The organism is Brevibacillus laterosporus (assembly GCA_007833815.1).
In the GTDB taxonomy this organism is placed as follows: domain Bacteria; phylum Bacillota; class Bacilli; order Brevibacillales; family Brevibacillaceae; genus Brevibacillus_B; species Brevibacillus_B laterosporus_D.
Window position 1 is genome coordinate 3,437,970 of the sequence record CP033464.1, and the last position, 20,202, is coordinate 3,458,171.

Genomic DNA, 20,202 nt, shown 5'->3' on the forward strand with positions numbered 1-20,202 from the left:
TATTTATGTTTGTCATGAAATATCCAATTCAAACAAAATACCTGACTCCAAGAACAAAAAGACGTTCGGGGATTCCTATGAACCGTGTAGGTTTTATCGTGGCCCATGATACGGGAAACCCTGGATCAACAGCGCTTGCCAATATTAGTTATTACCAAAATACTTGCAACAGCAGCAGTGTATCTGCCCACACATTTATCGATGACACAAGCGTCTGTGAATGTATCCCAGCTACTACTGGCAAGCCTGAAAAAGCATGGCATGTTCTGTACGACATACCTTTGGATAATCAATGGTTTGGTGGGGATGCCAATGATATTGCAATCGGGGTAGAGCTTTGTTACGGAGAGTATAGAAAAAACGGGATCATTAGACAAAAAGTAAATGATTCTGAGGCATATAAACGCTATGTATGGTACATCGCATACCTTTGCTATTTATATCATTTGTTACCGGAAAAGCATATTGTTGGTCATTGTGATCTTGATCCACAACGTAAATTAGATCCCACCAAAAATGCCTTTAAGAGAATGAACATCACGTGGAAACAATTTATTCAGGATGTGAATAAAGAATATCAAGCATGTACAGAAAAATCCAATTCTTCAGTCCCTGTACATGACGAATCAATAGTGGGAGATGAAAAAGAATTGAAACTAGCTGAGTGGCAATTCGATATGCTGGTCCAAGCGTTGGAAGACCTTACACAAAGAGGTTATTTAACTGATAAAGCTTGGGTTGAAAAAGCTAAAACCAAAACGTTAACACAGAGTGAACTTAGTTTTATTATGACTATCGTGTTACAACGCAATCTAAAAGGTGAATCTAAATGACAGAGATTATATTAGAAAAAGCTCAACTGCTCATCCTTTTGGCCTTCTTAACAGAATCACTCACAGAAATTCTAAAAGGATTATTTTCACAGTGGATCAGAGATCGAATGACTTATTTTTTGTCCATCTTCGTGGGGATTATCCTATGTTATGCTTTTGAAATGAATCTATTTGGCATGCAACATATCTGGCAGCATGTCTCTATCATTTCAGCTGGATTAATCGTGAGCCGAGGAGCAAATTATGTAAATAGCTTTATCAAGAGCTTAAGAATTTTACAAAAAGGTAGTAAATAAACTCAACCAGAATTTGATAGAAACAGAAAAAGAGCCAGTAGCGAGTTATTCGTTAGTGGCTCTTTTCCTTTAGCAATGTCATTGATATGTATTTTTATAGCTAGAAAAAGAAACGTATGTTCGTTTTTTGCAGGGAAATAAGTGGAAAAACCATGCAACTTATCAAAACCTTGTATCGACTACTATAGTATTTGCTACTCAAAGACTATTACCTTAGGTGTAAAACTTTAGTTGATATCCGTATTTTTAGGTATTTTATCTGGGTTTTCTCTCTAGATGAGATAGTTAGTAAGTCCTTTTTTAGGGTTTTTGCCTGATTTGACAAGCCAGTAGGGGGGATATGCGTAAAACATAATAACTGAAAGGAGAGATAAAACTGAGTGATAGAAAAAATGATTGTAAATAAAAAGTTTATAGGGTTACTTGCTTTTACATTTCTCAACTAGGCAATTATCAAATTTGATTATCTCTCATAATATTTACAGTCGTTAGGAGGAATTATTATATGAAACAAGCAAAAGGTACTACAGAAATTCTGGATATTAGAATTTTGAATCCAATATTTGATTTTGTGCTGTCCGGGGTGCACGTAGCTGATAGAGAGGATGTAAAGCATGATTCCATTGTCCGGATACTAACTGCAATGAACAAAGGGGCCATCAAAAAGGATATCTTTACTTTTTCTCATACGGTAATTAGGAGAACCGTCATGGACTATTATCGAAAAAAAAGACGAATGATCATTCAAAAAAGTACGATGGTTCATTTCTGCGATGGAGCCGACGATGAAAAGGGATCTACTACTGATCATTTCGTTGGCGTAGATTATGAAGTGGGTTATGGATTGGCTGATTTGCGCAATGATTATTTGTTTCATAAAGATCTATTTACAAATCAGGAACAGAAAATCATTAGCTATATGCTGTTTACGGAAGATGGAATAGATATGAAGCCGACACAAATTTCCAATCAACTAGGTTTAAATAAGTCCCACGCTTCACGAGCTATGAACAAACTTAAGCACGTATGCTTGGTATAATTATGATAAAAAGGATACGAAATCTATTTATAATAAATATATCATCATGATCATAAATCTGCAATCATACTTGAAGAATTTCCGCAACTTTTTAAAGACATAAAACGACAATATTTTGCAAAAAAGCAAAAAAACATGAGGAACTTTCACACACTTGAAAAAGAAATCCAGCATTCCACTAAAACGGATTCGTCTCATGAATAACTTCAGTGCTCTCAACTACATTAAAAATTAATAAAAAGCTGATGAAGCTGTATATATCTTACATAGTTCCTTCACGCATACATTTTTGAAGTAAGAATAAAGTCTAAAATATTTTAGCTTACGCACCTTTTAGATCATATAGATCGACTACTTTTACTGTGGAGTTGTAATAAGTTTGAGAGATGAAAATATGATTTTTTTGTCGAAATATCACCGGATAACAATGCGTACAAAGATAAATCATGAAGGAGAGTTAGCTGAATGTTAGCTAGATACGTAGTAGGTGGAAGATTAGATCCCCCATATTATCCTACAAAGACCAGAGCTCATTTTATCGGGCGAGAAATCTTTGTAAAGGGCATGAGAAGCTCAGGTACTAAGAGAGTAATTACTGATACTTTTCATCTATCACATGATGTAGAGTTTTATGCTATATCCATAAGATCTGATATTATCACCCCTTCTGATTATTGGAATCTTCTCATTGATAACCAAATGATTGCAAAAAATGTATATTGTAAAAGTTTAGAAGAAGGGCTCTATTTTCAGGTTGCTCATCCTATTAAAGCAGGGACCCAATGTAAATTAGAGTTTTATACGGAAGTAGGTGACAGAAAGCAAGTTGAGGTATTGTTTCATTTTCTAAGTGATCCTGAAGTTGAACCAATTATGATCGGAGCCTGATAATTCAAATGATCTGGGTTCACTACCTCCGAATAACGATTCCCCTTTCAATACCCGATTACGATACTTGTAAAAATTCAATTGTATGGAAGCTCTATGCTACAGCAGTGGAAGCTGAGAAATGGAGCAAGCCATCACTTGTAAAAAAGCGAAATAAAAGGAAGCAGGTTGTGTTGTAATGATTGGTTATTTAAACAAATGTCCGCACTGCAAGAAAGATGCATCCTTTGTACTGGAAGAATTGGAATGTGATAAATCCTTGGTGGCCTGGTGCCGCTCGTGCGGTAACTATGTCAATCAGACCTTTACGTTAGATACTTTTCGTAAGTGGTGGGAGAGGTACCAGATGGGAGAAGAGAAGATTGCGCCTCCTATCAGAAAAGAAATGTTAGAAAAGTTAAAAATGTTAGAAGAAGCTATTGCGCTTGATCCGTCTTGTTATTTGAATAGAGTAGAAATTCATTTGAAAGACTTTACTGACTACGTATATAACGATGATGGGGATCAGATCGGTGAAAGGAAGTAAAATTCATTTTGGATAATAGATAGGAAAGTAGTAAGGCTAATCTATTAGATATGGAGTGAGAATATGACAAAACTTGATTTACATACCATTATTTCTGACCAGCAAATTTTTGATACAAAAGCAACGATAGACCTTCAGTTGTTAGTTAAGATTTTAAGTGGGTATGCAACCATGCAAGAAGAAACCAAGAAACTGATGAAAAAAAATAAAGCATTATCGGTTAACAATGAACATCTTAGTAATGAATTACAAGACCTATACGAACAGATAAAACATGCTGAGATAGCTGCTTATCATAAAAATCAATCTGGCAAGGATAGTCGAAGCAAAGATCATAATGAATTGTGGATGAAACATGATCAGTTTTTCTGGGGCTTTTTTGACAAAAGAGAATAAATAATAAAGAATCTGGAACACCATGACTGGAGGGAAGAAGAAAGAAGTGTATACATTAGGCAAACTTATCGAGCAGGTTGATGAAATTAGTAGCGTTATCAATCAAATAAACAGAGCAATGAGACATACGTCATCTGCTTCTGTTGAAGTGCTCCGTCGGAATAAAGAACAATTGGAAGAGATTGTGGAATATGTGATGGAACAAGATATTTCATCCCCTCTCGATCTGGAAGGGCTACTGATGAGTCATAAAAAATGCTTGCGAGAATGTATGGAATCCTCGTATAGCAACAAGAGGCCTTCTACAGAAAGGAGCAGGGATTATACGCCATGAGAATGAAGTTTAAGGATCTTTATGAGGCTGTAAAAGAGACAAATAAAGCTGTTATGGATATAGATTTAGACATAGAAAATATTGGTTGTGGTGCAGCCAAATGCTTGGTTACTTATGAACAAATGCGGTTAAAAGAGAGTTATATGGAGCTCTACAATGCAGATGTGTCTATGAAGTCAGTAGATATAGATGAAATTCAGAGACAGATTGCGGCTTGTATGCGAGAGTGCGTTCGTTTTTAAGGCGGGGAGTATTCCCGTCTTTTTTTTATCGGATTATCTTCAAAATGCGCAAATAAAGTTTTTAATTAATAGTAGGATTCGCAACTATTCCGAAGGGTAACCCGACAACTATAGTACGATAATGCACGTAAAGGATGGTTGCATGATAATTGTAATGAAATCCATGATGGTTACTTTTCTGATAATAGCCGAGTTTACTACTTATTACCCAAATTTTGAATGGGATAATACCCCAGTAAAACAAGGAAATACTCCTTCGATTGCTGTAACAACGTCAACTTCTACACAGCAAAAGCAAGTTGAACAGATAATCATACAGCATATGCTCTCTAGAAATATTGCAACTACAGACGCGATCAATATATCCAACCATATTCTTACTTTTTCTGGAAAATACAACGTAGATCCTTATATTATATTGGCCATGATCGAGTTGGAAAGTCATTATCAACCAAAGGCGATTGGCAAACATGGGGATACCGGACTTATGCAAATCTTACCCGCCACGCAAAGATATATGGGCATTACAGGAGATCTTACAAATCCAGAAGTAAATATTCATGTTGGATGTAAGTACTTGGCTTATACACAAAACAGATTTGGATCAGATTTAGGAATAGTTGCCTACAATCAGGGAGAGGGAAATATCGTACGTGGCACATACAAAACAAACTATCTGACAAAAGTAAAAAAGATATGGTTAACCATTAAAAAATAGACCACTAGGATTAGGAAAATAATGAGGATCATTCCTATGTATATGTATATGTATATGTATATCTGCATCTTTTCGATAGGATAGCCCGACTATTATAGGGAGCAGGAACGAAAGCATAAGACTAGGAGTGTGAAAGAAATCTTGTTAAGTCAACGATACCTCCGTTTACGGAAAGAAAACATAAAAGATATGCACAATACAGATCTTATCAGGGAATGTAAAGAAGATAATGATCTGTTGGGAGAGTTTTTGGAAGAAAATAAGGAGTTTCTTTTCTCGATTATCAAACATTATAAAGGTAGCATTGAAGAATTGTGTTTTAAGTTTAGAGTAACAGAAGAAGAGCTACTTCAGCATGCTTACATTGGTGTTTTAAATGCCCTACAGGAGTTTGATTTTCATAGAGGAATCAAGTTTACAACTTTTGTGGTCAGACCGATCATTTGGGAGATTAATCAATTACTTTACAATGATTCACGATTTGTTAGATTAAGCAGGGGAGCAGTTGAGCAAATAAAACGAATGATAGCAATTGAGGAAAAGCTAGGATATAGACCCAGCGAAGAAGAAATGGCAAAACTTCTGGATATCCCTGTTGAAAGGTATAAGGAGATCGCACGATTCAGTGATGAAATTGAGCATTATCATGCCTATGAGAACTTCGATGTTATAGATCAAAATTGCCATAATATTGAGGAACTTGTGGTGGATAAAGTTTATGTAGAACATTTACTTGGAAGTCCAATATGTAACGATTTTGAGAAAACGGTTATGAAGCTTATCATGGAAGGGATCAATAATACTCAAATTGCTGAACGTTTACAGGTATATCCTATGACCATTAATAGGGCAATAATGCGTATCAGAAATAAAGTTCTGAATTTTCAATCATATAATAAAAACATGCAAAACAATGTAACCTCCAAATATGATCGAGAAATCAAAATTATTGAAGAGGAGAGTAGATTGCGTAACAAACTTATGTGCGTCAACGAAATTTCAGAACTCCTTGAAGGATACGGCTTTGACAGACAGGCATATTCTACTCGAATTTTATATTACATTCGACAAAAGGTAAGCAAGACATGGCCAGATCAGACGGATGAGGCTAGAAAAGCAAGCAAGAAGCTTGATTCAGTTAGAAGTAAAAAGCGAATTCAGGCAAAACAAGCTGCCACGTAAAATGGAGTATATGACGATGGAATTGACATTTTATTATCGTTCTACTTGTGGTTCTTGCAGGAAATTATCGGCTACTTTGGATCAGATTATTGAAAAAAGAAAGCTTGCGATGCGGACAATACTCACTGACAAACATACACTTGGTATTATATATGTGCCAACTGTAATAATATCGCATCAGGGCTCGGAAATAGGACGCTTTACAAGTGCATTAAGTAAATCTGTAATTGAGAAATACTTGGATGAACTTCAAGATTACATTGATAAGCACCTGTAATAAGAATTACAATGACAAGTGTACCAAACACAGTAGGGATTTTTCAAAGCTCGTAGGGACAAACATGCAAATCAAGTTTACAGAATATATATTATGTAAAATAAAATGAGAGTTAATCAGAAACAAACAAAAAATAGCATATATATTTGAATACGGAAAATTGGGGAATTGAGAACAAGGAAGATTTACTTCAATCACTCCAATGGTTATCAAAAGAAGGACATCGACACTCATTTGATGAAATGAAGTTTTTTCTCTCTACGTTATCCGAGCGTGATCAATTACATTACATTGAGTCTATTCCTAAGACAAGTGAGAAGTATAGGGATTATCGCATTGTGAAAGCATATATGGACAGACTTCCGTTAGCAGGGATTGCTGCGTGGGATTGGGGTAGATATGCTAACCTGTGTCGGAAAGGAGCTTTTGTTGGCTACCTTTCAGATGATGAGGCACTAAAACTAGCAAAACAAGTTGCCGTCATTGCTCAACAACAATACTCAAGCTGGCAAGGGTTTGGAACAAGCTTTCTGATAGGAAGACAATTCTGGTGGGCACAGACAACTAGTGAGAGTGCCGAGAAAATGGCACGTTTTGCACGGAATTTGATCTTACATCCGAACAGCCTGTGGAATCAGTTAGATTGGAATCTCCCATTGGAATAGTATCACAAAGTGGATTGGATGAATAAACCCATCTATAGCCATTTTCCTAGTGCCTTTCCATGCTGAATTCCTAAGCTAAACAATCTTCAGTGATACTTGCTTTTCCCCTTATTGCTGATCCAGTATGTTTACAAATTATTTCATTAACAATGCCGGTATCCTATAAGGATTACCGGCATTGTTAATGAACGGATGCTACTTATTTACAATCTCAATATTGGCTCTAACTTTTACAGTGTATTGTTAAAACAATCAACTACAGTTGGTGAGATCTCCTCAGAAAATAAATGCGCTTCTTTCTCAAAAACATCCAAACGCTTGGTACAAGAAAGAAGAGAGCGTTCCAAATCATAGCTGTTTTCAACAGGAACTGATTGATCTTTTTTTCCATGAATAATCAAGAATGGCTGTGAGATTTTCTTGTTGAAAGTGCTGATTAAGACATGGTTATTACGTCAAATAAGAGTAAGTGGAATTGGTAGGTAGTAACAATAATTTATTGTTGACCCTCTGTGTAAATTTGGAAGGTTACACCAAACTTATCCGTTACAATACCATACAACGGACTAAAATGAGTTTCTTGTAGCGGCATGCTCACTTGACCGCCTTGCTGCAAGGCTTCAAATATTTTTTTAGATGTTTCCTTGTCACTAGTTGCAAGACAGATGGTAACTTGATTTCCCTTTTGATGGGGTTGACCTGGACACGTATCAGAAAACATAAGGTCCGTTTCGCCTACCTTTAACATTGCATGTGCCACACGTTCCTTTGCATCTGCTGGTAAAGGAAAATCGGGATTTTCAGGCATTTCTCCAAAAGTTTGGTTAAAGAGTACTTTGGCATCTAATGCTTTTTCGTAAAATTGAATCGCTTCCTTTGCATTTCCGTCCATCACTAAATAAGGGGTCAATCTCAATGTCATTCATAACCAGCTCCTTTAGTTCTAATTATTTTTTATTCGTTTCTACTATGCTCGAAGTTTTGCTAAATCATCTAGGCTAGTTCTCCGTTTGGCACTTGTCAATGAAACCATTTATATCCCCCATTATTAACCATAATTCGATTATTTAACAAGGAAACGTAAGTTTGGAATGTTAAAATTTGATCAGAGGGAGGCATGGTTTCTTACCTTCCCCTCATTTAAGACGATATCTTTTCAGTGGTGAAAATATTAAGTCTGATCGTTCGGAGTGTGATAAAGCTGGTACGGTAGATCATTAATCTCTACTCTTTTGTCTAATTCGTCTTGAATCTTTACCTTCGTGGGAAACACACCAGGCATTCTTGCATCGGGAAACCACGGACGTTTAGTATCAATGACAATAAACAATCCTTCGACGTTGCCAATTGCAGCAAATTGTTTTCCGTCTCCTTGCCATATTTCCTGTGAAGAAGCTTCGCAAATACGTTTTGAATCTTCTGCAAAATCGTGAACGGGTAGTCCTATTTCGCTGATCTGAAGGATGCTGTTTTGTCTGAAAGGAGCATCCGAGGGATTGTTCAAGGAGTGATGAGCTATAAATTCGACCAGATTACCGTCTGGATCGTAAAAATAAGATGCGGTTGCATTCCAGTCGGAGAAAAAGAATTGATCCTGATTGTCAATTGAATATAAAACGATTCCTTTATTCTGAAGCCACTGCTTTGATTCCTCCAATTTATTAGAAGGAATCATAAAAGCAAAATGATAAAACGCCTTGAGGTCACAGCTAGGTTTTTGAAAAATTATTTTGGATTCTCCAGCTTTAACCGTAAATGACTCCGCTGAATCTTTCTCTACAGGAAATTCCAACAACTTTCCATAAAATGATTTCATCTCATCTAAGCGATTCGTCTGTAGCACAATTTCTATTATCCTCATTTCAACATTGCTCCTTCCTTTATTATTGCATTCATTGTATATTCACATTTATAATAGTTCAATGCTATTTTTTCTATTAAAAACATAGTTTAAAACTATCGAAAAGAGAGAGTGTTACATGGAAATCAGGCAATTACAATATTTTCTTATGTTATGTAATGAACTTCATTTTACGGAAGCTGCATACAAACTGGGTATTTCACAACCAACACTAAGTCAGCAAATACGGGTATTGGAAGATGAGCTAGGGTTGCCTCTGTTCGATCGTATTGGTAAAAAAACAGTTAAGACCGAAGCAGGTAATCTCCTTGAGCACTACGCTTTACAAATTGTTCAACAACTAGAAAATGCAAAAAATTCCATAGAAGATCTTACAAATATGAATACCGGTCACATACGTGTAGCGGTACTACCATCCGATCTTGATTATCGATTAACATCATTACTAATAGATTTTCACAAGGAATTCCCAAATACTAAGGTTCAAGTGATTCCATCGATTGATATTTTACATAAAGTGCTGGAAAATGAAGTTGATATTGGTGTTGGTTTAGCGATTCAGCCAGACAGTCGTTTAATTCGTATACCTTTTTATACCGAAACATATAGTCTTTATGTTAAAAAAGAACATGATTTAGCAGAAAAAGCCATTATTTTACCGGGAGACTTGGTAAATATACCTTTAGTTATGTATCCGAAGGGATTCTATGGACGTGATTTGATTGATACATGGTGCAAAAATCGAGACATTTCTATCGATACCCTTATGGAAACAGGATCAGCTACTTCCTTGTTTCAACTCGTAAAAGAAGGGATTGGAGCTACTATTCAACCTAGTCAATTGATTGAAAGCTTCCAGTCGCTCGGTATCCGTGCAATTTCAATCAAGGATTCACCTATCAGGAAGTTAGAAATGTTTTATCGTAAGGATAAATATTTAAGTCAAGCTACAAAAGCATTTCTGCAAAGAATGCATACCTTTTTTAAAGTCAAGTAACATTGAATCTGTATTAAATTTCACTGTGTTTTTTCGTTTCTTTTTAGCTTTCTGCTAACAGAAATAAGTTGATCCGTAAGACTTTGAAGGGACTATTATTAATTTATTTAACATTTTTCGGAATTGTAAAAAGCAGCTACTCATCCAAGTGGAAAGGTAAACGGATCAGAATGATACACCTTTTTAAAGTCATAGAAAAGATTGGCTTTATAATATGCTATTCCACATTGCCTTGTGTCCTTTTATTGCTTATAATCATTTGCATGAGGTGGTTAAAATGTCATTAACAGTTAAAATTATCATTAAGGACGATAACGGCAAAGAAGTTGAAATTGAGCTACAAGAAACTGATAATCTGGCTAAATTAGTAATAGTCCAAAATGTATTCAACTTATTTGGTGTAGACAAAGATATTCTTGAAACAGTAAGTGAGTTTGAAAAAATAGGCAAGGCTTATAGCCATTTTTTTGACAGCATGAAACAAGAAGAAGAGCAGACGGAAGAGAAACATATCCATCATAGTGAAGAAATGAGAGAGCAAACAGTCAAGGAGTTTCAGGAGATCGAGAAGTCTAAAGAAGTTGAATTAAAAACTGTTAATGAATCGGATTACTTAACAACAGGAATCAAGGAAGATTCAAATGGTAAAAAAAGATATAAATTAAGATACGAATGTCCAATTTGCATGAATAAGGGAGTTCATTACATTTATAAGAATTCGACCGAAACGTGGTGCCATGCCTGTGGGAGTAAGATGCCAATTAAGGAAGCACACAAAGAGGGATTTCCCAATAGAGATTCGCATGGAAATTTTTATAGAGCTGGGGATTATTACGACTACTCCTGTTAATATGGAGTAGTCGTATTTCAGATCAATATTCTTCTATTAAAATAAGGCACCTCATTTAGATTGCCTTGTGTTTCATAATGATAGGCACTTCATCAAGTTTTTGATTATATCTGAACCCTTATTATAAACAAACAACTTTTTACTTCGTGATACCACAGCATGATATTGTGACCATCTTAGAAACCTAACGATACCAATTAATGGCAGGGAATAGGTGAAAGGTGGGGCTGCCATCGTCTTAATCTGTTCATCTTTCAGAAGTTATTGAAACTGCCCAACAAGTAGGTAAAAGAAGAGATGCTAGTCCGATAATTTTAAAAATTGATGCTAAAAAAGCGTGGCTCTATGGCATGAAATTTTATCATGGTAATGAGATGGTTTGGTTAGCTGATAAGATTGAGAGTAAGTACATTTCAATAAATGGCCAGATAAAATGAAGAATTTATTGGAGAACTGTTCCGATATTGTTTACAGCCCATGAGAATGGTCAGATTCTCAATTAAAGTAGTATCTGCAATGATTTTGTGATCAAAATTAGTAATGTAAAGGACATCCCTAACAAGGCTGGAGAATAATCATAGAAGGTAGTGGAATGAATGTATCAAGCTTCTACACTCAAAGAAATTAGATACCTGTATAAGTTATATGGAAAAGTAAATGTAATGGAAATAGAAGAACCTCAGAAGCACTTTACGGGATTGGGTATTTTAGATGTATTCGATCGATGTTTAAACAGTAGAGAAGCCAATAAGCTCATGCTTCCTTTCCCTCAGCATAATTTGAAATATGAGGATCGATTTATCAATTTTATTCAAGATGTATTTCACTATCATTTAGAAGAACACGTTTATGTTCTTCTGAATAGGTTTAACCCATTAGGAGTAAATCGAGTTTTAGATGATTTAGAAAAACCTGAGAAAGCAATGTTCTTGAATTTACTAGTATTCGATAAATGTATATTAAAGGTTACCGATATTAAAACACTTTCATTTTTAATGAAACTAAATACAAGAGAACATTTATTTTCAAAAATGTATTTTACAAAAACTAAATCAGTAATAATAGGTAATTTTGATTTGAGTTTTCCGCTATACTGCAAAGAAGCTTGTACTTTAAAAGAATATGAGAAGTTAGCAAGGAAAAATAATCTCTATATAAGGGAATGGTAGTTCAGAAATCTCCAAATAAAAGATTAGTTTAATAATTTGCTATTCCACATTGCCTTTCATTCTTTTATTGCTTATAATCATCTGCGTGAGGTGGTTATTATATGTCATTAGCGGTTAAAATTACCATTAAGAACGATAAAGGCAAAGAAGTTGAAATTGAGCTACAAGAAACTGATAATCTGGCTAAATTAGTGATAGTCCAAAATGTATTTAACTTATTTGGTGTTGATAAAGATATTCTTGAAACGGTAAATGAGTTTGAAAAGATAGGCAAGGCTTATAGCCATTTTTTTGACAATATGAAACAAGAAGAAGCTCAGACAGAAGAGAAGCAGATAAAAGAAAAGAGCGTACATAAGAACGATGAAATTAGAGAACAAATGATCAAGGGTTTTCAAGAAATAAATGGTGTAAACACAAACCATCAAGAGCCAATAGCTACTTCTAACTTTCATGAGACTGGAATTAAAATTGATGCTGACGGACGAAAGAGATATCGATTAAGATATGAGTGCCCAATTTGCAGCGGGAAAGGCAACCATTATGTATTCGAAAATTCAGTGGAAGCCAAATGTCATTCATGTAGAAGTATGATGCCAATTAAAGCAGCACATAAAGATGGATTCCCCAATAGGGATTCATATGGAAATTTTTATAGAGCTGGAGATTATCACGACTACTCTCATTAAGCCAATGCCATGACAGCAGATAATCAAGCGAGTGCCTTATCCGCAACGAGAATATACAAGGATAGTCAGGGTCATCAGGTCGATATTCCGGCTAAACCTCAGTGCATCGTTCTGCAAGGCAATCCAATTGGCGATCTGCTGGCATTGGGCATACAACCGATCGGCATCGGCCGTCGGTTTATCTGAATAAGGAGCAGACGCCTGCACAGGATATCGGCTTTCCGACGAATATGGAGAAGGTGCTCTTCCTGGAGCCGTGTGGGTAATGAGGCCCAGCATTGCTCCAAGACTACAATCACAAGGCTGAAGTGATGTGGAGGGACTTTCGTGCAAACGGGAAAATAGCTGACGGCGAGACGGCGGTTGTACTTCAATAGAATTATTGACAAAAAACGTTTTTCGCTAATTGAGCGGTTTCCAACAAGCATTCCCCTTTCCCTGCAAGGGTTTTTCGTCGTTCCCGCACTTTTGGTTGTTATTGAGAATAATTATCAAATATAATAGTTATTAAAGCAGCGAGAATTGAATCAGAGGGGGATGTATGGATACGATGATAGTAAATGACCATATATTGCTTTGGAATCATGCTTCCATTAAGGTTTATTTCTTATGTTTATATGGAGTTTGGTCTTCTTTGTGTAATCTTAAAAGGTGTACGAAATGCGTTTTATACAAATGGGTCGTTTAGCTAATTAAGCTAAGAAAGTTGAATCAATTATTTTATTAATGTTTTATCGCTTGTTTCTGTCTTATTTTGTAATATAATCAATTTGATGGAAAATAATAATTTTCAATATTTATAAAATGAGCTACTTATACAAAGGGGGAAATGGCGAGCGTGTACGAAAGAGAAACATACCCATTGACTCATCCCCAAAAGCGTATCTGGTTTACTGAGGAATTTTTTCCGAATACCAGTATCTCTAACATTGGCGGTCTGATTAATGTACAGGCCAACCAGTTAGATTACGAACTTTTGGAGCAAGCGATTCAAGCATTTATCCAATTAAATGAATCCATCCGTCTGCGAATTGTATTGGAGGAAGAGTACAATGAACCGCAGCAGTATATTGCACCGTATGTTAAAACCTCACTGCCATTCTACGATTTTAGTGGAGCGGTCAATACTAATAATTTGTACGCCTGGGCACAACATCAAATCGAGACACCACTGCCACTCATCGATCAGGATTTATTTGAAATCGCAACGATAAAAGTAAGTGAACAACAGGGCTATATCTTCCTGAAAATCCATCATATCATCGCGGACGGTACGGCTTACATCCAGAGCGTAAACCAAATCATGACCCTTTATACTGAACTGGTTGGCGGCGTTGATGTATTAGAAGCAACAAAGGTGTCCATCCCCGCTTCCTATACAGAATATATCCAGGGAGAGCTCGAATACGAACGTTCCGATCGATTTGCCAAAGATCGGGCATTTTGGCACGAGGAATTTGCCACAAGGTCGGAATTTATGGGACTCAAAATGCAGGACACCTCCTCAGTCAGCACCAGAGGGAACCGAAAACGTTTTATTGTGCCACAAGAATTGCGTAAACAGGCCCAAACATTTTGCAAGGAGCATAACATTAGTTTTTTCACCTTGTTCATATCCGTGTTTCATACATATCTCTCCCGTATGACTGGTCAAACAGACATCACGATTGGTACTAATTGTTACAACCGTACCCAACGAAAAGAAAAAGACATGATTGGAATGTTGGTAAGTACGATGCCATTTCGTGTGCAGGGGAACGCCGACCAGAATATTCTTTCTTTTATTCGCAGTGTTGCGAAGAAACAAACCAAACTGTTTCGTCATCAAAAGTATCCGTACAACAAATTGGTGCAGGAAATACGTGAAAATCACTCAGATGTCAACGGGCTGTTCAGCATTTATGCCGGGTATCAGGTACTTGGATTCGAGCAGAGAGAAGGCGTTCGGTATATCATGGAGCAACTTTTCACCGGTCATTTGACTGAGGAAATTTCACTGTACATTCAAGAACACCCTGATAAAGATATTCTGACGATTGATATAGACTACTTATGCGAGCTATATACTGAAGAAGAGCTTAGCGTAATGACTAATCATCTCTTGCATCTAATGAAAGATGCGATTACAAACCCAGACAAAAGAGTCGCCGACTTGCAAATGATTACGGAAACGGAAAAAGAGAAACTGCTTATGATCTTCAATCCAACACCGATACCGTATCCAGAAAGCCAAACGGTTCATCAACTATTTGAAGAGCAAGCAGCAAAACACCCAGCACGATCTGCTGTTATGTTCAATGAAGAACAACTTACCTACAGTAAACTCAATGAAAAAGCAAACCAACTTTCCCGTGTGCTTCTAAAAAAAGGGATCGGTGCAGAACAACTCGTCGCGATAATGGCTGACCGCTCTTTAGAAATGGTCATCGCCGTTCTTGCTGTCCTCAAAGCAGGCGGGGCTTACATCCCGATCGATCCGACCTATCCAGTAGAACGTATCCGTTACATGCTTGAAGACAGTCAGGTACAAGTGCTACTTTCCCAAATGCATTTGATGGATACAGTTATGTCGGATGAAGGCCTAGCATGGACAGGTTCGATCATTGACCTCATGGACGGGCATCTTTACCAAGGCGATGCAAGCAACCTTGACTTGTCTGTAAAGCCAAACGATCTGGCGTATCTAATTTATACCTCTGGTACCACCGGAAAGCCAAAAGGGGTGATGGTTGAGCATCGCAACTACGTAAACGTTTCTTATGCGTGGAGACAGGCGTATAAGCTAGACACATTCGAGATAAAGCTGCTTCAAATGGCAAGTTTCTCCTTCGACGTATTCGCAGGCGACTTGAGCCGAGCGCTGTTCAACGGGGGACAACTTATCATTTGTCCAGATGATGTCAGACTAGACCCGCCAGCGTTGTACGAAGTAATCATGCAGCATAGAGTCAATATCTTTGAGGCAACACCAGCGCTGGTGTTGCCGTTGATCCAGTACATATACAGGAATGGTCTGGACATTTCCCAAATGGAACTGCTTATCCTCGGGTCTGACACGTGCGTCGTTGAGGACTTTCGGAAACTCGTAGACTATTTTGGAGATTCCATGCGCATCATCAATAGCTACGGGGTAACCGAGGCGACCATTGACACCAGCTTCTTTGAAGGAACCGCAGATAATTTGGAATATATTGGCAGTATCCCCGTCGGCAAACCCCTTTGTAACATGACAATGTATATTCTCGACCACCATCTTCAACCGCAGCCCATCGGTGTACCTGGTGAACTTTACATAGGGGGAGCAGGAGTGGCGCGTGGATACCTCAATAATCCGGAGTTGACAATTGAGAAGTTCATCAATAACCCATTCATTCCGGATGGAAAAATCTATCGCACAGGCGATAAGGCGTGCTGGATGGGAGATGGCAACATCCAATTCCTCGGACGCGCTGACCAGCAGGTAAAAGTACGAGGTTTCCGTATCGAGCCAGGCGAAGTTGAAACAGGAATCCTAGTTCAACCAGATATCCAAGAGGCAGTCGTTTTGGCTCAAGAAGACAGCCAAGGAGTAAAGTATCTCTGCGCTTACTTCGTAGCTACCCGGGAAGTCAAGATCTCTGAGCTGCGCGATTTCCTAGCTAGCGAGTTGCCAAGTTATCTCATTCCATCCCATTTCGTGCAACTTGAGAAAATGCCGCTCACTCCCAACGGCAAAGTAGACAAACGTGCTCTGCCAAAACCAGACATCTCTCAGATCATAGGTAACAAATATGTAAAACCCCGTAACGAAGCAGAAGCTAAACTTACTAGGGTCTGGCAAGATGTGTTGGACATCGAGCGTATCGGTATTCACGACAATTTTTTTGAGATTGGCGGACACTCTCTCAAGGCGAACGTATTGGTTTCTCAGATTCATAAGCTGTTGGGTGTAAGGCTGTCGCTCCGCTATGTCTTCCAATATCCCACTATTGCTGAAATGATTCCTTTTTTGGAACTCTCATTAAAAGAAGTGGCAGTTACTCTAATAGAGAAGGAGACAGGCTTAGGAGTAATCCAACCGGTTGAAAAAAGTGACTACTACCCCCTGTCTGCCGCACAAAGACGTGTGCTAATTATGAGCCAACTGGAAAAGGTGTCGATTAGCTATAACATGCCTCACGTATGGAAGATTGACGGTCACTTGAACGACGAACGTTTAGAAGCATCGCTCCTAGCCCTGATTAACCGCCATGAGAGCTTACGGACCAGATTCGTATGGATGGACGGCGACCCTGTGCAACAGATTCATGAAACCGTAGACTTTTGCATGGTTCATAGGTACGCATCTCCTGAAGAACTGAACAGCATCGTCGATCTATTCACCCAGCCGTTTCATCTTGGTCAGGGCCCATTGTTCCGAGCTGAACTTGTGACATATGCAAAAGATAAGCATCTGTTCATGATCGATATGCATCACATTATTTCAGACGGTGTATCCATTGCTACCTTATGTGACGAGCTGTCCAACCTGTATGCAGGAGCAGATTTGCCACAACTGCGTATCCAGTACAAAGATTTTGCGGTTTGGCAACAAGAGTTCTACCGGACAGAGATGATGAAGGCGCAAGAATCGTACTGGTTACAACATCTTTCAGGGGAGGTACCGGTACTCCAACTGTCTACCGACTTTCTACGACCAGCTGAACAGAGCTTTCAAGGAGACACCGTTTTTTTTGTTACCGATGCCGAATTGAGCCGAAACCTGCACGAACTGACGGCACACACGGGTACAACGATGTACATGATACTCTTAGCTGCGTTCCAGGTCTTGCTGGCCAAGTATAGCGACCAAGATGATATCCTCGTCGGTACCGTTTCGGCAGGCCGTTCACACAATGACTTGCAGTCTATGGTCGGTATGTTCCTCAACACCTTGGTCATACGTTCTTATCCGGTGGGGGAGAAAACCTTTGCTACCTTCTTGGCGGAAGTGAAGGAAACGTCCCTGCATGCCTTTGAAAATCAAGATTATCCGTTTGAAGAATTGGTGAAAAAGCTGGGTGTTCAGCGTGATTTGAGCCGAAACCCATTCTTTGACGTGCTGTTTGTTATGCAAAATGCAGAAACAAGATCCGACCTCATTTTGGGAGAGGCCCTTATCTCTTCTTACCCAGCAGGTTTTGATGCGGCCAAATTCGACCTGACTTTCCAAGTGACGGAAGGTGGGGAATCCCTTAGCTTCGCTTTGAACTACTGCACCAAACTGTTCAAACGTGAGACGATTGAACGCATGTCCACTCACTTCACACAATTGATACGAGCAATTGTGAAGAATCCACATATTCACCTGGCAGATATCGACATGCTGACCGATGAAGAGAAAGAAAAACTGCTTGTCGCTTATAACCCAACACCGACGCCTTATCCAGCGGACAAAACCATTCAGCAACTCTTTGAAGAGCAAGCCGCTCTTATTCCTGATCATGTGGCCGTCCGCTTCGAGAATCATCAACTAACGTATCAGGAATTGAATGAACGCGCCAACCAACTGGCCAGGCATCTCCAAACCCATGGTGTAACAACGGAAAGCATCGTCGGCATCATGGTAAAGCGTTCGCTAGAGATGATCATCGGGATTCTTGGGGTGTTAAAAGCAGGTGGAGCGTATCTTCCACTTGACCCGGATTATCCACAAGAGCGCATCATGTATATGCTCGAAGACAGCGGAAGCAAGGTCCTATTGACGCAAACAGCTTTTTTACAGGAAGAAATCCCGCTCTTGTTTAGGGGAGATATCATCCTCATAGATGGTGAGGATATCTGCCAACAAGAAAGTTCCAATTTAGTAGAGTGTACAACATCAGACAGTCTGGCTTATCTCATCTATACTTCAGGCTCTACCGGTAAGCCGAAGGCGGTTTTGATCGAGCATAAGGCTGTTCACAACTTTATGTTGGGAATGCTTGACCTAATCCCTTTCTCAAATCAGAGCGTGATTTTGTCGCTTACATCCATGTCCTTTGATATTTTTGTGTTGGAAACGTTACTGCCTCTCACCACAGGTGCAGAAGTAATCATCGCTACGGAGGAACAACAAGTCTCCCCGTCCCAGATCACTCAATTGCTTAGAAAACACCGGGTCAATCTGCTACAAATGACACCGTCTCGGATGAACATGGTCATAAATCAGACAGATGGAGCAATGGGTCTGAGCGATCTGGAAGCCATTCTCATTGGTGGCGAGGCGTTTCCGAAGCAATTGCTGACCAGATTGCAACAGGTCACGTGTGCACGGCTGTTTAATATGTATGGGCCAACGGAGACGACAGTCTGGTCTTCAATCCACGAGTTGACCCATGCAACGGCCGTTTCTATCGGCAGACCGATCAGAAACACTAAATTTTACATCTTGAATGAAAATCAACAGATACAGCCAATTGGAGTAGCAGGTGAACTCTACATCGGCGGAGATGGAGTGGCACGGGGATATTGGAATCGTGCAGATTTGACTGAGGAGAGATTTATTCTTAATCCGTTTGTAGAAGGGGAGAGACTCTACCGCACAGGTGATCGGGCTATGCGATTGGCTGACGGCAACGTGAAGCACCTTGGACGGACAGACGATCAGGTGAAAATACGTGGATATCGGGTTGAACTGAGTGAGATTGAAGTGATGTTGCTTAGACACGAAGCGATTCACATGGCAGCTATCACGGTTCAAGAAGAAACCGGTCAAGAAAAATCACTTGTTGCTTACTATGTCAGCCAGGAAGTGATTTCGGCGGCTGAACTTCGCCTCCTTCTGATGCAAACCCTCCCGTCTTACATGATACCAGCCTATTTTGTTCATATGGAATTTTTTTCCTTGACACCGAATGGGAAGATAAACCGCAATGCACTCCCTAAACCAAAACAGGATCCGCTCCATTATGATTACGCTATACCTACAAACGAAATGGAAGTAAAGTTAGTTGTCATCTGGCAAGAACTTCTCGGGATTGAAAAAGTTGGCGTAAATCAAAACTTCTTTGAATTGGGGGGACATTCTCTGCTGGGTATCGAGATGGTGGAGAGAGCAAAAATTGTTCTGCAAACAGAGGTTGCTTTGATGGATATTTTCAAGTTCCCAACAATTTCCACCCTATCTAAACATCTAGGAAACAATTCGGTTCAATCTCTGGAGCACTCGCAGGTACGGGCTGATACACGTAAAGAGTCGATGCGTCGTATGCGGCAAACCAGAAAACATAGATAGAAAAGA

General features: G+C 38.7%; 20 protein-coding genes and 1 pseudogene. 19 read left to right on the top strand and 2 right to left on the bottom strand.

The features are described 5' to 3' along the window. The first annotated feature begins 5 nt into the window (after positions 1 to 5). The 12 genes from EEL30_17705 (at position 6) to EEL30_17760 (ending at position 7,396) form a co-directional block, all read left to right on the top strand. On the top strand, positions 6 to 833 hold the full coding sequence (locus EEL30_17705) for an N-acetylmuramoyl-L-alanine amidase (protein QDX93965.1): 828 nt from the start codon (positions 6 to 8) through the stop codon (positions 831 to 833). Beyond that, complete coding sequence (locus tag EEL30_17710; protein QDX93966.1) at positions 830 to 1,129, top strand: hypothetical protein; 300 nt, start codon at positions 830 to 832, stop codon at positions 1,127 to 1,129. The genes EEL30_17705 and EEL30_17710 overlap by 4 nt, the downstream gene beginning before the upstream one ends. A 505-nt stretch (positions 1,130 to 1,634) precedes the next feature. Then, complete coding sequence (locus EEL30_17715) at positions 1,635 to 2,168, top strand: sigma-70 family RNA polymerase sigma factor (GenBank protein QDX93967.1); 534 nt, start codon at positions 1,635 to 1,637, stop codon at positions 2,166 to 2,168. A 465-nt stretch (positions 2,169 to 2,633) separates the two neighbouring features. Next, complete coding sequence (locus tag EEL30_17720) at positions 2,634 to 3,056, top strand: hypothetical protein (GenBank protein ID QDX93968.1); 423 nt, start codon at positions 2,634 to 2,636, stop codon at positions 3,054 to 3,056. 178 nt (positions 3,057 to 3,234) lie between these two features. Further along, positions 3,235 to 3,582, top strand: a complete 348-nt coding sequence (locus EEL30_17725; protein ID QDX93969.1) for a hypothetical protein — start codon at positions 3,235 to 3,237, stop codon at positions 3,580 to 3,582. A gap of 63 nt (positions 3,583 to 3,645) precedes the next feature. Beyond that, entirely contained in the window at positions 3,646 to 3,978 is a 333-nt protein-coding gene (locus tag EEL30_17730; protein QDX93970.1) for a hypothetical protein, read from the top strand. A gap of 46 nt (positions 3,979 to 4,024) precedes the next feature. After that, positions 4,025 to 4,312 (top strand): hypothetical protein, encoded by a 288-nt coding sequence (locus EEL30_17735; GenBank protein ID QDX95811.1) that lies wholly within the window; start codon positions 4,025 to 4,027, stop codon positions 4,310 to 4,312. Then, the gene (locus tag EEL30_17740; GenBank protein ID QDX93971.1) at positions 4,309 to 4,554 is read left to right on the top strand and encodes a hypothetical protein; all 246 of its coding nucleotides are present in this window, start codon (positions 4,309 to 4,311) and stop codon (positions 4,552 to 4,554) included. Before EEL30_17735 ends, EEL30_17740 begins: the two co-directional genes overlap by 4 nt. Before the next feature lie 142 nt (positions 4,555 to 4,696). Beyond that, positions 4,697 to 5,272: a lytic transglycosylase domain-containing protein gene (locus tag EEL30_17745; protein QDX93972.1), complete on the top strand. Its 576-nt coding sequence runs from the start codon at positions 4,697 to 4,699 to the stop codon at positions 5,270 to 5,272. Between the two features lie 129 nt (positions 5,273 to 5,401). Then, entirely contained in the window at positions 5,402 to 6,454 is a 1,053-nt protein-coding gene (locus tag EEL30_17750; GenBank protein ID QDX93973.1) for an RNA polymerase subunit sigma, read from the top strand. A gap of 16 nt (positions 6,455 to 6,470) precedes the next feature. Continuing rightward, positions 6,471 to 6,731 (top strand): thioredoxin, encoded by a 261-nt coding sequence (locus tag EEL30_17755; protein ID QDX93974.1) that lies wholly within the window; start codon positions 6,471 to 6,473, stop codon positions 6,729 to 6,731. A 140-nt stretch (positions 6,732 to 6,871) separates the two neighbouring features. Continuing rightward, positions 6,872 to 7,396 carry a DUF1266 domain-containing protein gene (locus EEL30_17760; GenBank protein QDX93975.1) on the top strand — a complete coding sequence of 175 codons (525 nt, stop codon included), beginning with the start codon at positions 6,872 to 6,874 and terminating at the stop codon, positions 7,394 to 7,396. A gap of 496 nt (positions 7,397 to 7,892) precedes the next feature. Here the strand turns inward: EEL30_17760 and EEL30_17765 are convergent, their stop codons facing one another. Continuing rightward, on the bottom strand, positions 7,893 to 8,318 hold the full coding sequence (locus EEL30_17765) for a VOC family protein (GenBank protein ID QDX93976.1): 426 nt from the start codon (positions 8,316 to 8,318) through the stop codon (positions 7,893 to 7,895). Between the two features lie 249 nt (positions 8,319 to 8,567). Continuing rightward, entirely contained in the window at positions 8,568 to 9,257 is a 690-nt protein-coding gene (locus tag EEL30_17770; protein ID QDX93977.1) for a glyoxalase, read from the bottom strand. A 118-nt stretch (positions 9,258 to 9,375) separates the two neighbouring features. On the opposite strand from EEL30_17770, the gene EEL30_17775 reads away from it, so the two are divergent. The 7 genes and pseudogenes from EEL30_17775 to EEL30_17805 all read left to right on the top strand — a co-directional run bounded on the left by EEL30_17775 (position 9,376) and on the right by EEL30_17805 (position 20,196). Continuing rightward, positions 9,376 to 10,254, top strand: a complete 879-nt coding sequence (locus EEL30_17775; GenBank protein ID QDX93978.1) for a LysR family transcriptional regulator — start codon at positions 9,376 to 9,378, stop codon at positions 10,252 to 10,254. Between the two features lie 277 nt (positions 10,255 to 10,531). After that, positions 10,532 to 11,104, top strand: a complete 573-nt coding sequence (locus EEL30_17780) for a hypothetical protein (GenBank protein QDX93979.1) — start codon at positions 10,532 to 10,534, stop codon at positions 11,102 to 11,104. Positions 11,105 to 11,349: 245 nt separating this feature from the next. Next, a pseudogene (locus tag EEL30_17785) lies at positions 11,350 to 11,541 on the top strand (RNA 2'-phosphotransferase). Between the two features lie 159 nt (positions 11,542 to 11,700). Further along, positions 11,701 to 12,273: a hypothetical protein gene (locus EEL30_17790; protein ID QDX93980.1), complete on the top strand. Its 573-nt coding sequence runs from the start codon at positions 11,701 to 11,703 to the stop codon at positions 12,271 to 12,273. Between the two features lie 101 nt (positions 12,274 to 12,374). Then, positions 12,375 to 12,962, top strand: coding sequence for a hypothetical protein (locus EEL30_17795; GenBank protein ID QDX93981.1), 588 nt, complete (start codon positions 12,375 to 12,377; stop codon positions 12,960 to 12,962). A 9-nt stretch (positions 12,963 to 12,971) separates the two neighbouring features. Beyond that, the gene (locus EEL30_17800; GenBank protein QDX93982.1) at positions 12,972 to 13,148 is read left to right on the top strand and encodes an ABC transporter substrate-binding protein; all 177 of its coding nucleotides are present in this window, start codon (positions 12,972 to 12,974) and stop codon (positions 13,146 to 13,148) included. 643 nt (positions 13,149 to 13,791) lie between these two features. Next, entirely contained in the window at positions 13,792 to 20,196 is a 6,405-nt protein-coding gene (locus EEL30_17805) for an amino acid adenylation domain-containing protein (protein ID QDX93983.1), read from the top strand. Positions 20,197 to 20,202 lie beyond the last annotated feature (6 nt).

Excerpts from the sequence above, each read along its gene's own strand:
- EEL30_17745 (QDX93972.1), top strand. The coding sequence starts at position 4,697 with ATGATAATTGTAATGAAATCCATGATGGTTACTTTTCTGATAATAGCC.
- EEL30_17725 (QDX93969.1), top strand. The coding sequence starts at position 3,235 with ATGATTGGTTATTTAAACAAATGTCCGCACTGCAAGAAAGATGCATCC.
- EEL30_17795 (QDX93981.1), top strand. The coding sequence starts at position 12,375 with ATGTCATTAGCGGTTAAAATTACCATTAAGAACGATAAAGGCAAAGAA.
- EEL30_17780 (QDX93979.1), top strand. The coding sequence starts at position 10,532 with ATGTCATTAACAGTTAAAATTATCATTAAGGACGATAACGGCAAAGAA.
- EEL30_17805 (QDX93983.1), top strand. The coding sequence starts at position 13,792 with ATGGCGAGCGTGTACGAAAGAGAAACATACCCATTGACTCATCCCCAA.
- EEL30_17800 (QDX93982.1), top strand. The coding sequence starts at position 12,972 with ATGACAGCAGATAATCAAGCGAGTGCCTTATCCGCAACGAGAATATAC.
- EEL30_17730 (QDX93970.1), top strand. The coding sequence starts at position 3,646 with ATGACAAAACTTGATTTACATACCATTATTTCTGACCAGCAAATTTTT.
- EEL30_17740 (QDX93971.1), top strand. The coding sequence starts at position 4,309 with ATGAGAATGAAGTTTAAGGATCTTTATGAGGCTGTAAAAGAGACAAAT.
- EEL30_17710 (QDX93966.1), top strand. The coding sequence starts at position 830 with ATGACAGAGATTATATTAGAAAAAGCTCAACTGCTCATCCTTTTGGCC.
- EEL30_17720 (QDX93968.1), top strand. The coding sequence starts at position 2,634 with ATGTTAGCTAGATACGTAGTAGGTGGAAGATTAGATCCCCCATATTAT.
- EEL30_17775 (QDX93978.1), top strand. The coding sequence starts at position 9,376 with ATGGAAATCAGGCAATTACAATATTTTCTTATGTTATGTAATGAACTT.
- EEL30_17770 (QDX93977.1), bottom strand. The coding sequence starts at position 9,257 with ATGAGGATAATAGAAATTGTGCTACAGACGAATCGCTTAGATGAGATG.
- EEL30_17755 (QDX93974.1), top strand. The coding sequence starts at position 6,471 with ATGGAATTGACATTTTATTATCGTTCTACTTGTGGTTCTTGCAGGAAA.
- EEL30_17790 (QDX93980.1), top strand. The coding sequence starts at position 11,701 with ATGTATCAAGCTTCTACACTCAAAGAAATTAGATACCTGTATAAGTTA.
- EEL30_17705 (QDX93965.1), top strand. The coding sequence starts at position 6 with ATGTTTGTCATGAAATATCCAATTCAAACAAAATACCTGACTCCAAGA.
- EEL30_17715 (QDX93967.1), top strand. The coding sequence starts at position 1,635 with ATGAAACAAGCAAAAGGTACTACAGAAATTCTGGATATTAGAATTTTG.
- EEL30_17765 (QDX93976.1), bottom strand. The coding sequence starts at position 8,318 with ATGACATTGAGATTGACCCCTTATTTAGTGATGGACGGAAATGCAAAG.